Genomic DNA, 12,632 nt, shown 5'->3' with positions numbered 1-12,632 from the left:
AGTCGGTTGACTCGGCGGCGACTCAGATGCCGGGGCCGGCGAGGAAGGCCAGCGTGTCGGGGGCCGCGCAGATGGCGACCTTCTCCCCGGCGGCCAGCCACGCCGATCCGCCCGCGGTCACGGTGAGGCTCTGGTTCCCGGCGCTGCAGTCCAGGGATCCCTCGATGACCAGCAGGATCCGGCCCCGTTCGGTGTCGGGCAGCTCCACCGGTTCGGACGGGGTGAGCCGCCACAGCCGGAACTCGGGGTAGGGGGTCTGGTACAGGGCGATGCCCGGGGCGCACGGCTGCGCCAGGGAGGGCACCACCGGATGCGGTTCCAGATCGACGATCGTGAGCAGGGCGTCGATGTCGACGTGCTTGGCCGTCAGGCCGCCGCGCATCACATTGTCGGAGTTCGCCATGATCTCGATGCCGGTGCCCTGGAGGTAGGCGTGAATGGTGCCGGCCGGCTGGTGGATCTGCTCGCCCGGGCTGAGCCGGACACGGTTCATCAGCAGGGCGGCCAGGATGGACGGATCCCCCGGGTGGTCTGTGGCCAGGTCGACGGCGGTCCTGGCGAACTCCCCGGCGGGCCCGACGCCGTCTGCCCGGTAGCTGCGGGCGGCATCGAGGAGCTGTGTGAGAGCGGCCCGGACCCGGTTCGATCCGGTGAGGCAGTCGCGGATGACGGCGGCCAGACCGGTGGCCGGGTCGGACTGCCTCAGCGGCTCCAGAACCTGGTCGACCAGCGGCATCGGACCGAGGGCCGCCACCAGGGCCAGCGACTCGGCGGGGTCGCGGAATCCCGAGAGGGCGTCGAAATCGGTGAGGGCGACGATCATCTCCGGCTTGGGCCAGTCGTCGCGGAACAGTCTCTCGGGGACGTCCAAGGGGATCCCGGCGGCATTCTCGGCGGCGAAACCGGCCTGGGCCTGGGCCCGGGAGGGATGGGCCTGAAGGCTCAACGAGTGGGCTGCCGACAGAATCTTGACCAGATAGGGGAGTCGCTCGCCGAAGGTGGCGCGCGAGACGTCACCGATCTCCTCGCCGTGCCGGGCCAGGTACTCGTCCAGGACGTCCCCCGAGCCGACCTCACCGGACTGCGGATCGTCCAGGGCCGAGGGGGCCGAGGCGTGTGCGCCGAGCCAGTACTCCGCCCACGGGGTGCCGTCGGGGGGAGTGCCGAGGATCCGTGGAATGGCGTCGGTCGAACCCCACGCATAGTGCTGAACCCGTCCGGTCAGCGACCGCATCCCACCCCTCCTTGTCGACCGGTCCGTCCCGGTCCCAGACAGAGTCAACCACGAGTGCGCACCGGCTACACAGAAACGGCGATCTCACCGGTCGGGTCGGGGGCCGTCAGCCGTAGGTGTCGCGGGGACCCCGACCGGGAACGCTGCGGATCCCGTGCTTCCAGCTGGGTGCGGTGGGTCCCTCCACGACCACCCTGGTCACCGTTCCCTCCCCCAGCTGATGGTTGAGCTCTGCGACCAGATTCGCGGCGATCGAGCGCAGCGAGGTGGCCCACACCGTCGACTCCGCCTGGACCGTGAGCACGCTGTCCCGGTAGCCGATCGGATGGGAGTGATGGGCGTTGACCGGCCCCACGAGGTCGCTCCAGCGTTCCAGAACGACCCTCAGGCTGATCTGCCGGGACCATCCGCGGTCGGCGATGAGACGATCCATCGCCGTCCCGAGGGAGACCGGGTCGCGACCGTCGGGTCCCGATCCCGACCAGGGGGAGGAGCGACGACGACGCCGCTTGCGGGTGCGTCGGATGCCCATCGGCGGGGGCAGGATGACGTCGTGGTCGGCCCCTGACCGGGGGGTTCCGGCCGGATCGCCCCTGGCCGACAGGGCGATGATCCGAGCCAGGTCGACACCCTCGTCGTCGTGGTCGGCCAGGGCCTCCAGGTCGAACTCGTCGGGAGCCTGGTCGGGGTCTCCGGTGCTATCGGGGCCCCCGGACCGGTGCTCGCTGTGACTCTCGACGCGGCCTCCGCTGTGACGAGGTGCGCTGGTGGACTGTGGATCCTCGGGCGTGGTCGGGTCAGTCATCCTGCCTCCTCCCGTCATCGTCGCTGTGCTGTCCATCCGGGTCGAGCTCGGCACCACTGGTGGTCGTGCTGCTGGGCTCGTTGCTGCTGGACTGGTCGCTGTGGGTCCCATTGTCGTCGGACCCACTGACAGTCTGGGACATCTGCTGGTCGGCGGGGTGCACCTCTCCTCCCCCGACGTGGAACCGCGCCCCGGCCAGCTGGGCCGGCACGTCCTGGGCGACCGCCGCGGTCACCAGAACCTGGTCGGCGTCAATGACGGCGGCGGCCAGCCGGTCGCGACGGGTGGCGTCGAGCTCGGAGAAGACGTCGTCGAGCACCAGCACCGGCTCGATGCCGTCGGCGCGCAGCAGCTGGAAGGAGGCCAGGCGCAGCGCCAGGGCGAGAGACCAGGACTCGCCGTGGGAGGCGTACCCCTTGGCGGGCAGGTCGCCGATGGACAGGATGACGTCGTCGCGGTGGGGTCCGACCAGGGTGACCCCGCGCACCAACTCGTCCGGACGGCGTCTTGCCAGGGCGTCGAGGAACTCCTCGACCAGCAGGGTGCGGTCGACCGGAGCACCGGGGTCCTGCCCGGCGACCGGGGGCTGCCACAGCCGGGAGAGGTCGAGGCTGGCCCGGTAGTCGGCGCTGGCCAGGTCGTTGACCGGCGCGATCTCGCGGTAGGCGGCCGAGGCCAGCGGCATCACCGCGGTGAGGGTGTCCAGCCTGGCCGACAGCAGTTCGGCGCCGATGGTGGCCAGCTGGTCGTCCCAGATGTCGAGGGTGGCGCCGATCTCGGAACCGGCGGAGGACCCCCGGCCCGACACCGACTTCAGCAGCGCGTTGCGCTGGCGCAGCACCCGCTCGTAGTCGGCCTTCACCCCGGCCATCCGGGGCCAGCGGGTGATCACCAGGCCGTCCAGGAACTCGCGGCGGTCCGAGGGGTCCCCGCGCACGATGGCCAGGTCGCTGGGGGAGAAGACCACCGTCCTCAGTACCCCGAGCAGGTCACGGGTGCGGGGCAGGTTCGCCCGGTTGATGCGGGCCCGGTTGGCCCGGTGGGCGTTGATCTCGATCTCCAGCAGCAGGGACCGGTCGTCGCCGTGACCGGCCCTCACCCGGCCGCGCACCACCGCCTGGTCGCAGCCCATCCGGACCAGCGGCAGATCCTGGCGGACCCGGTGGGAGGAGAGCCGGGAGAGATACTCCACGGCCTCGACGAGGTTGGTCTTGCCCTGGCCGTTGGAGCCGACGAAGGTCGTGACGCCGGGTGCCATGGGCACGTCGGCGCGGACATAGGACCGGAAGTCGGTGAGGGACAGATGCTCGACAAACATCGGGACGATCCTAGAAGACGACGATCCCGGTGAGCCACGGGAGACCGACGGCCCGGGTGGTCGTGGCCCATGATCACCGGGTGCCGGACCGGCAGGCCCGGGTCCGTGAGAGGTCGGGACCGGGTGATCTGACTGGTCAGGCCCGGGACAGCCAGGACCTGCCGCAGTGGACGATCGATCCGACCGGCAGATGAGGGTCGTCCCCGGAGCGCACCGCGTCGACGATCTCGGCAGGCTCGGCGGGACCGTCCCCCTGGAGGCTCCAGTCCTCCTCGGTGGCCACGATGAGGAAGCGCGGCACCGGGCGGTCCGAGTCGTCGCGACTCACCGGTCCGATGACGACCACCAGGCTTCCGGTGACCGTGGCGACGAGCAGCGCGTCGAGCTCTGCCAGCAGGGCGTCCGAGCCCGTGTCGCAGGCGTCGCAGGCGCACCCGGGAAGGAGTCCGAAGTCGACCGGGTCGTCGGCGATGCCCAGTGCGACGCAGGTGATGCCGCCGTCCTCCAGGACCGTGGTGCGCAGCGGGAGAGTGCCCTCCCGCGCACTTGTCCACAGGCTGGTGGTGGCTGTGGACAACTTCTCCTCCGGCGCGAGGTCTCCCGCCGATGGTGCGTCCCCGGGCTCCGCGACGTCGACTCCCCAGGCCTCAGCGAGACACCTCCGCCACGCCTCCAGGCGCAGCCTCAGAGCTCGGAAACGGCCGGGATCTGTGACCCGTCCGTACTCCTCCTCCATGACTCGGCGACCCTCGTGCGGATCGGGCCAGGAAGGAGCGTCGAGCCGGATGAATTCGGCATCGACGGAGGCCATGGCCTCGTCGATGATGCTCATGTCCGAAGTCTGGCATGGGGTCCGGGGGCCACTGTCGTCACCCCGTCTCAACAGCTCCGGTCCCCCAGTGGTAAAAGACCCGGCGCCCCACCACCTGAACCACCCACTACCCAGCCCGCCTTCTAACCCACCTCACGCGTCCACCCCCACCCCACGCGTCCACCCCCACCCCACGATGCTCGCGAAGTTCGACGATGCTCGCGCTATAGCGCGAGCATCGTCGAACTTCGCGAGCATCGTGGACATTTCCGGGCCGGGACACTGCCGGGCCGGGGCATGTCGAACCCCGGCATTTCAGACCTGGGCACTCCGGAAAGCCCCGGACATGGCGACGGACCCCCGGCTGTGGCCGGGAGTCCGCACACGACGGGGGGACGGAGTCCCTCAGGTCAGTTGGGCAGCCTCATGAGCATGATCACGTGGCGGTAGTCGACCTCCGGCTCCCCCTCCAGGGAGTCCAGGCCCATCACCAGACAGGGCTTGCCCGGGGCGGTGAAGGAGAAGTCGACGAAGGGGGTGTCCAGAGCCCCCAGCGCATCGGTGAGGTAGTGCGGGTTGAACCCGGCGGCCAGGATCGACGGATCCCCGTCGACATGGTCGGTGACCAGGGCCTGGATGGCCTCGGAGGCCTGGGCCTGGTCGCCGGTGGCCGCCGACAGGGCGATGTCGTCCTCGTTGATCTCCATCCGCAGCGAGGTGTTGCGCTCGGCGACCAGGGAGACGCGACGCACGGCGGCCATCAGCTCGTCGGTGCGCACCCGCACCGACCGGGTGGCCTTGATGTCCATCAGGTGCCGGACCTTCGGGAACTCGCCGTCCAGCAGTCGGGTGGTCATCCGGCGGCTGCCCGCGGTGCCATGACCCTCGAAGCCGACCAGCCCGTCGCCGGTGGCTCCCGAGGACAGGTTCACCGTCACGCTGTCTCCGGCTGTCATCGACCGGGCGGTCTCGTTGAGCACCTTGGCCGGGACCAGGGCGGTGGCCTCCAGATCGGTGGCGGCGGGCTGCCAGGTGATCTCCTTGAGGGCCATCCGGTACCGGTCGGTGGCCAGCAGGGACAGGGTGTCGCCGTCGATCTCGACGCGCACCCCGGTGAAGACGGGCAGCAGTTCGTCGCGTCCGGCGGCCACCACGACCTGGGCGACGGCCTTGGCGAAGACGTCGGCGGCCACCGTTCCGGTTGTTCCCGGCATCTCGGGCAGGGCCGGGTACTCCTCGACGGGCAGCCCCTGGAGGGTGAACCGGGCGGACCCGCAGACCAGCTCCATCCGGGAGGCGTCGGCGGTGATCTCGACCGGCTTGTCGGGGAGGGACTTGGCGATGTCGGCGAGCAGCTTGCCGGAGACCAGCGCCTGACCCGGCTCGTCGACCTGGGCGGTGAGGGTGATATGACCGGTGGTCTCGTTGTCGGAACCCGACATCGTCACGGTGTCGCCCTCGGCGCGCACCATCAGTCCGGCCAGGATCGGCACGGCCGGCCGGTTCGGCAGGGTACGGGCAACCCAGGAGACTGCATCGGCCATGACGTCGCGTTCCAGCCGGATCTTCACGTGGATCGCCTCTTCTGGTTGTGGAACAAGTTCATCTCGCAGCACACGACTGCGCGCGCATCGATCATATCCAGCCCACCACCCCTCACGCGCCGACAGCAGCCGCGACCTGGAAGGCCCGGTTGAAGGTTGAGGTCCCGCCACTCGGTCCCACTCGGTCCCGCCACTCTGCCCCACTACTCGGTGGCGATGGCGGTGAGCACGTTGATCCGGGTCGCCCTCCTCGCCGGCCACACCGCCGCCAGCACCCCGACCGCCGCGGCCGCCACCAGGAAGACCAGCAGCTGGAGCCAGGGGATCGACAGCACGGTGATCCCGTCGTCGACCAGCAGACGCTGCAGGACGGCGCCGAAGATCACTCCCAGGATCAGGCCCACCACCGCTCCGAACAGGGCGATGAGCACGGACTCCAGGGTGATCATCCGCCGCACGTCGCGGCGCTTCATGGCGATCGCGCGCAGCAGTCCGATCTCCCGGGTGCGCTCGATGATGGACAGGCCCAGGGTGTTGACGATGCCCAGGATGGCGATCACCACGCTCAGTCCGAGCAGGGCGTAGATGAACACCAGGATCTGATTGATCTGGGCCATCTGCTGGCCGGCGTACTCGTTGATGTCCATCACCGAGACCAGCGGCATGTCGGCGGTGGCCCGCTCCAGTCCGGCACGGACGGCGTCCCGGTTGGCGCCCGGGGCGATGTTCACCGAGACGAAGGTGTCCTGGCGTCCCAGTCCGACCCGGGTGAGGGTCTGCTTGTCGGTCCAGATGCCGGCGCCGGCCTGACCCTCCCCCGAGCTGAAGACGCCGACCACGGTGAAGGTGACCTTCTTCTGCTTGGAGGCGTTGTAGCCGGCGAAGGTCGACCCGACGCGCATGCTGCGCATGGAGGCGGCGTCCTCGGAGACGATGACCTCCCCGGGGGCGCGGAACATTCTGCCCTGGACGATCTTCTGCGGGAACATCGTGTCCAGGTCGGAGGGCTTCATCCCGGCCACCGAGAAGTAGAGCAGCCGGTCGCCGCTGCCACCGGGCAGGCGCTGCAGCTTCCCGTCCGGGCCGAGCAGCTGGAAGCCCGCGGTGGTCATGGTGTGCACGGACTCGACGCCGGGAACCTTCGCCGCGCTGGTGGCCACCTGGGTCGGGAAGTCATCGAATCCCTGGCTGCCGATGAGGTAGTCCCCGCGCAGCCCCTGATGCACCTGGTCGGAGATCGAGGCCTTCGCCGAGGCACCGAAGACGGTCATCAGGGTGACCAGGGTGAGGCCGATCATCAAGGCCGAGGCGGTCGCGGCGGTGCGGCGCGGCTGGCGGATGGAGTTGAGTTCGGCGATCCGCCCCACCTCGCCGAAGACCGCGCGGTAGGCGCGCCCGACCAGCCAGACGACGGGCCGGCCGAGCAGCGGGGTCGCGATCGTCACCCCGATGGTGACCAGTCCCATCCCGATCCCGGCCCAGGCGGCGTCGTGTCCGGGATGGCCGAACAGGCCCATCAGGATTCCGATCGTCCCGACGCCGGCCATCGACAGTCCGACGGCGGTGCGGGCGCCCAGCCCCTGGGGGTTCTCGGTGCGCGACCCGGTCATCGCCTCCACCGGGGGGACCCGGGTGGCGCGCTGGGCGGGCAGCAGGGCGGCGACCAGGGTGACGGTCATCCCCACCACGACCGAGATGGCCACCGCTCTGGCCGGCACCGACAGGTGGGAGACCCCCAGGTCGTAGCCGGCCATCGCCATGAAGGTCTTGATGGCGTAGGCGACGCCGATCCCGGCGACCACTCCCAGCGCGGAGCCCACCAGTCCCACCACCGCGGCCTCCACCAGGACCGAGTTGCGCAGCTGCTTGCGGCTGGCGCCGATCGCCCGGTACAGGGCCAGCTCGCTGGACCGCTGGGCGATGAGGATCGAGAAGGTGTTGAGGATCAGGAAGGCGGCCACCACCAGGGAGATCCCGGCGAAGATCAGCAGGAAGGTGTTGACGTACTTCAGCGCCTCGTTGATCTGGGAGGTGACCTCGGCGGCCAGTGTGGCACCGTTGGTGGCCCGAATATTGGAGGGCAGGAAGGCGTTGATGGCGGCGGCGACGGCGTCCCTGTCGGCGCCCGGCTCGGTCTGGACCCGCACCCCGGTCCAGGCGTCGCGGCCGGTGGTGAGCAGGGCCTGGGCGCGCGCCGGAGTGAAGAAGATGTAGGAGGCTCCGGCGGTGCCTCCCGACTCCCAGCCGGCGGTGCCGACGACGGTGACGCGCACGGTCCCCTTCTCCGGGGTGATGACGCGCATCGTGTCGCCGATCCGGTAGCCGGACTTCTCCAGGGTGGCGGGATCGACGACGATCTGGTCGTCGGCCCTCGGGGCGTGCCCGGACTTCAGGACGACGCCGGGCTGCCCGCCGTAGACCGGCAGGGTGGTCCAGCTCATCCCGAGCTGGGGCGGGCCGAAGGCGGTGAGGGCCTTGCCGTCGGACCCGATGGCATAGACCCCGGGGGTGCTCACCACCCCGACCGCCTTCGCGACGCCGGGGACCTCGCCGATCTTGGCGACCAGGTCGGAGCTGATGAGCGGGGCCTCGGCGCCCGCGGAGACGACGGCGACATCGGTCCTGGGGGACACCTCGACGTCGCTCGTGGTGCCCTTGACGATGGCGTCGAAGGATCCCTGGAGCATCGCGGTGAAGATGAAGGAGCCGGCCACGAAGGCGACTCCCAGGACCACCGCGAGGGTGGACATGAGCAGCCGCACCTTCCGCGCCCACAGCGACTTCCAGGTGGTCTTCCACACGGTTCTGCTCCTTCCTGCGTCCGGTTGATCAGTTGGTCAGTTCGGCGACGCCGGAGACTCCCGAACCGGACGTCGGCGCGACGGGGCGGGCGGCCACCGGCCGGCGCGGGCGACGGGCGGGACGCGGTGCGGCCGGTGTCCGCTCGTCGAGACGGGCCATGGTGTCCAGGACGTGCTCCCGGGTGGGGTCGGCGAGGTCGTCGACGATCCGGCCGTCGGCCAGGAACAGGGCCCGGTCGGCGAAGGAGGCGGCGACCGGGTCGTGGCTGACCATCACGATCGTCTGGCCCATCGTCTCGACGCTGGACCGCAGGAAGTCCAGGACCTCCCCCGATGAGGTGGAGTCCAGGTTGCCGGTGGGTTCGTCGGCGAAGATGATCTCGGGCTGGGAGACCAGGGCGCGAGCGCAGGCGACGCGCTGCTGCTGGCCCCCCGACAGCTCGGAGGGCTTGTGACTGAGGCGGTTGGCCAGTCCGACCGTCTCGATGACCTCGTCCCACCAGTGGGGGTCGGGTCTGCGACCGGCGATGGCCAGCGGGAGCAGGATGTTCTCCTTGGCGGTCAGTGTCGGCACCAGGTTGAAGGACTGGAAGATGAATCCGATGCGATCGCGGCGCAGCTCGGTGAGGCCGTTGTCCGAGAGGGTGGCGACGTCGGTCTCCCCGATGAAGGCCTGCCCGGAGGTGGGCCGGTCCAGTGCGGCCATGCAGTGCATCAGGGTCGACTTGCCCGAACCGGAGGGTCCCATCACGGAGGTGAAGTGTCCCTGCTCGAAGCTCACGTCGACACTGTCGAGGGCAACCACCAAGGTGTCGCCGCGACCGTAGGTCTTCGTGAGCGCGGCCGCGCGTGCAGCGGGTGCCGTCATCTGTCCTCCTGGAACTGGTGTCGGGTGCGCGGACCGCGGTGCGCCGGTCCGGTGTCCCAGTGTGCTCTTGTCCACAACCCGCATCGACCCAGGACCCGCGAAGGGTTGGCCACACGGTGCACCGCACTTACTTTGAAGACCTTTGGATGTATGTCCTTTCGCCGTAGTCATCACCACTGTGGAACCTGTGGACAACTCGAGTATTCCCTAGTCAGAATCGGATTGAGGGTGTGCAGTGGGATGGGGATCGAGGTGGATCCCGAGGGCCTCGCTGTGGACCTTTTCGGCTGTGAACAGGCGTCCCCCGGTTGTCCACCAGTTATCCACAGGCCCCTGGGGACAATCCCCACCCATCGGTTCTGGACCGGGATCGCGACGACGAGAACGGCGGTCGTCCCCGGTTCTGGGGACGTCTGGACCCGACTGTGCAGAGGATGGGCGGCAGCCGACCACGGCGTGTCGCGAAGGGATGACGCGTGCACGGGAACGGGAGAAGGGACCAGGGCGTCCTGCACGGTCGGCACGGGTCTGCTTCCCCGGAGTGCCTCCGGGAACAGGGTCAGTTCTGCTTGATGCGGTTGGTGAGCTCGGAGACCTGGTTGAAGATCTGGCGTTTCTCACCCATCAGGGAGCGGATCTTGCGATCGGCGTGCATCACGGTGGTGTGATCCTTGCCGCCGAACTCGGCCCCGATCTTCGGCAGCGACAGGTCGGTGAGCTCCCGGCACAGGTACATGGCGATCTGTCGGGCGGTGACCACGGTCTGGGTGCGCGAGGTGCCCATCAGGTCGTCTCGGGTGATCCCGAAGTAGCCGGCGGTCACGGTGATGATCCGGTCCACGGTGACCGGGGCCTCCTGGCCGTCGGGGATGAGATCCCTCAGGACCACCTCGGCCAGGGACATGTCGACGGGCTGCCGGTTGAGGCTGGCGAAGGCGGTGACGCGGATGAGGGCGCCCTCCAGCTCGCGGATATTGGTCTGGATCCGGCTGGCGATGAACTCGAGCACGTCGGGACTCACCGACAGCCGCTCGGAGGCCACCTTGCGTCGCAGGATCGCGATCCGGGTCTCCAGGTCGGGTGGCTGGATGTCGGTGAGCAGACCCCACTCGAACCGGCTTCGCAGCCGCGGCTCGAGGGCCTCCAGGAGCTTCGGGGGGCGGTCGGAGGTCATCACGATCTGCTTCTGCGCGTTGTGCAGGGTGTTGAAGGTGTGGAAGAACTCCTCCTGGGTCTGGATCTTGTTCTCCAGGAACTGGATGTCGTCGACCAGCAGGACGTCGACGTCGCGGTAGGCGCGTCGGAAGTCGTTGGCGGTGTTGGTGCCGATGGCATTGATGAAGTCGTTGGTGAGCTCCTCGGTGGAGACGTACCTCACCTTGACCTTGTCGTAGTAGTTGACGACGTAGTGGCCGATGGCGTGCAGCAGGTGGGTCTTGCCCAGTCCGGAGCCGCCGTAGATCAGCAGCGGGTTGTAGGACTTGCCCGGTGACTCCGCGACCGCGACCGCGGCGGCGTGGGCGAACCGGTTCGAGGCGCCGATGACGAAGGTGTCGAAGGTGTACTTCGGGTTGAGGCGCATCAGCCCGTTGGCCTCGCCGGCCAGTCGCTCATCGGCGCTCTGCGGCCGGTAGGGCAGGGCGTCGGGATCCCCGGGATTGACCTTGGGGACGAACTCGGCCGGGGGCAGCTCCTCCTCGGCCTCCTGCGGAGAGGAGTCGGGGGCGCCAAGGGCCAGCTCGATGTCCGGGTCGATGGTGATGGCCAGGTGGATGGGCCGCCGGAAGTGGTCGGACAGCAGTTCCTCGAGCTCGCTGCGCATCTTGGTCTCGATGCGGTCCCGGGTGAACTCGTTGTGGACGGCGATCATGGCGGTCGAGGTGTGCATCGTCACCGGGCGGCTGTTGGTCAGCCAGGCGCGGTTGGCCGGTGAGACCTTGCGGATGATCGAGGACCAGGCGACGACGAGGTCGGCGGTCGGATCACCGGGTTCATGGGCGCTCATCGGTGGCGGCAGGATGGCATCGGGATGGGGGGAGGTCCCGACGGTGTTCGGACCGGGCTGTGAGGGCCCGGTCGAGTCGTGCTCGATGTGCTGGTGCCCGGCCTGCGGATCCTGTCCGGAGCCCGGGTAGGACGTGTCGCCCTCGGAACTGGCCTCCGTCATACTCGCCACCTGGTTCTGTCGCTCGCTCGTGCAGTGTCCATCCGGTCCCCCGTCGGCGTTGCCGTGGTCGGCGACCGGTTTTCGGCTGTGCCCCCGGCATCCCGAGCTCGTGCGGCCCGTTCCCAGTTGTTCACACCGTTGTCCACAGGACATGGTAGCGGCGGACGGTCGCGGCCTGTCTCCGAGGACCCGGGCTGCGATCGGGCGCCCGGAACCACTCCTGCCATCATTGCTGTCCGGGATCGGCGTGTCGAGTGGACTACTCCGGTGTGATTCAATATGGGTTCTGTTCGAGTTGCCCCGGACGGGGTTGGACTCGTATCGTTGACAAGTCGCCGTCCTTGGCGACTCTTTCCTCCGCGCCCGTCCGGGCGCCCCGGACACAGGGCTGCGGGTTCCGCCGTCACTTCCGGGTGATCCTCGAAACACAAGGGAGAATATCCCGTGAAGCGCACCTTCCAGCCCAGCAATCGTCGCCGTGCACGCAACCACGGTTTCCGTTCCCGGATGCGTACCCGCTCGGGTCGCTCCATTTTGGCCGCCCGTCGCCGCAAGGGTCGCGCGAAGCTCTCCGCCTGAGATCTTCCATGCTGCCTGCCCGCTGCCGGGTGCATCGGCCCGGTGAGTTCCGTGCCGTGACGCACCGCGGCGTCCGGGCCGGTCGGTCCACGCTCGTCGTGCACGCCTCCCGGACCGGTGGTCCGGGCGCGCGCGACGGCGTCACACACCCGGAGTTGTCCACAGCATCTGTGGACAACTCCGTTGACGCTGTGGACAGCCGGCCGCGTGTGGGCTTCATCGTCTCCAAGGCGGTCGGGAACGCGGTGACCCGCAACCGGGTCAAGCGGCGTCTGCGTCATCTCAGTCGCGACCTTCTCGGCGCAACCCCCGATCACACCCTGGTGGTGGTGAGGGCGCTTCCGGCGGCCTCGACCAGTCCGGAGTCCGTGCCCGGGGATCTGGCCGACGCATGGCGGTCGGCGATGCGCAAGGTCGAGCGGGATCGACGTCGCTCGGCCGACCGGTCCACCTCGGCGCGCCCCTCCGGCGGCCCCGGTACCGCCGGGACACGAGGGTGATCCCG

10 protein-coding genes are annotated in these 12,632 nt (G+C 69.3%); 2 read left to right on the top strand and 8 right to left on the bottom strand.

What is annotated here, in order from left to right; all coding sequences use genetic code 11:
• Positions 1–22: 22 nt before the first annotated feature.
• From manA to dnaA, 8 genes are all read right to left on the bottom strand, one after another.
• Positions 23–1,234, bottom strand: a complete 1,212-nt coding sequence (gene manA, locus FEZ32_RS04750) for a mannose-6-phosphate isomerase, class I (protein ID WP_138680075.1) — start codon at positions 1,232–1,234, stop codon at positions 23–25.
• A gap of 106 nt (positions 1,235–1,340) precedes the next feature.
• Positions 1,341–2,039: a DciA family protein gene (locus tag FEZ32_RS04745; protein WP_138680074.1), complete on the bottom strand. Its 699-nt coding sequence runs from the start codon at positions 2,037–2,039 to the stop codon at positions 1,341–1,343.
• Positions 2,032–3,357 carry a DNA replication/repair protein RecF gene (recF, locus tag FEZ32_RS04740; RefSeq protein WP_138680073.1) on the bottom strand — a complete coding sequence of 442 codons (1,326 nt, stop codon included), beginning with the start codon at positions 3,355–3,357 and terminating at the stop codon, positions 2,032–2,034. Before recF ends, FEZ32_RS04745 begins: the two co-directional genes overlap by 8 nt.
• Before the next feature lie 136 nt (positions 3,358–3,493).
• Positions 3,494–4,189, bottom strand: coding sequence for a DUF6226 family protein (locus FEZ32_RS04735; RefSeq protein ID WP_097798032.1), 696 nt, complete (start codon positions 4,187–4,189; stop codon positions 3,494–3,496).
• A 389-nt stretch (positions 4,190–4,578) separates the two neighbouring features.
• Positions 4,579–5,739 carry a DNA polymerase III subunit beta gene (gene dnaN / locus FEZ32_RS04730; RefSeq protein WP_028703553.1) on the bottom strand — a complete coding sequence of 387 codons (1,161 nt, stop codon included), beginning with the start codon at positions 5,737–5,739 and terminating at the stop codon, positions 4,579–4,581.
• Between the two features lie 176 nt (positions 5,740–5,915).
• Positions 5,916–8,513: an ABC transporter permease gene (locus FEZ32_RS04725; protein WP_138680072.1), complete on the bottom strand. Its 2,598-nt coding sequence runs from the start codon at positions 8,511–8,513 to the stop codon at positions 5,916–5,918.
• A 28-nt stretch (positions 8,514–8,541) separates the two neighbouring features.
• Complete coding sequence (locus tag FEZ32_RS04720) at positions 8,542–9,381, bottom strand: ABC transporter ATP-binding protein (protein WP_138680071.1); 840 nt, start codon at positions 9,379–9,381, stop codon at positions 8,542–8,544.
• A gap of 559 nt (positions 9,382–9,940) precedes the next feature.
• The gene (gene dnaA, locus FEZ32_RS04715; RefSeq protein WP_138680851.1) at positions 9,941–11,386 is read right to left on the bottom strand and encodes a chromosomal replication initiator protein DnaA; all 1,446 of its coding nucleotides are present in this window, start codon (positions 11,384–11,386) and stop codon (positions 9,941–9,943) included.
• 606 nt (positions 11,387–11,992) lie between these two features.
• On the opposite strand from dnaA, the gene rpmH reads away from it, so the two are divergent.
• Positions 11,993–12,127 carry a 50S ribosomal protein L34 gene (gene rpmH / locus FEZ32_RS04710; RefSeq protein WP_084149452.1) on the top strand — a complete coding sequence of 45 codons (135 nt, stop codon included), beginning with the start codon at positions 11,993–11,995 and terminating at the stop codon, positions 12,125–12,127.
• 8 nt (positions 12,128–12,135) lie between these two features.
• Positions 12,136–12,627: a ribonuclease P protein component gene (gene rnpA / locus FEZ32_RS04705; RefSeq protein ID WP_138680070.1), complete on the top strand. Its 492-nt coding sequence runs from the start codon at positions 12,136–12,138 to the stop codon at positions 12,625–12,627.
• Positions 12,628–12,632: the final 5 nt, after the last annotated feature.

It is taken from the genome of Acidipropionibacterium jensenii (assembly GCF_005890135.1).
GTDB lineage: Bacteria > Actinomycetota > Actinomycetes > Propionibacteriales > Propionibacteriaceae > Acidipropionibacterium > Acidipropionibacterium jensenii.
This window is presented reverse-complemented; position numbering and strand designations above follow the sequence as displayed.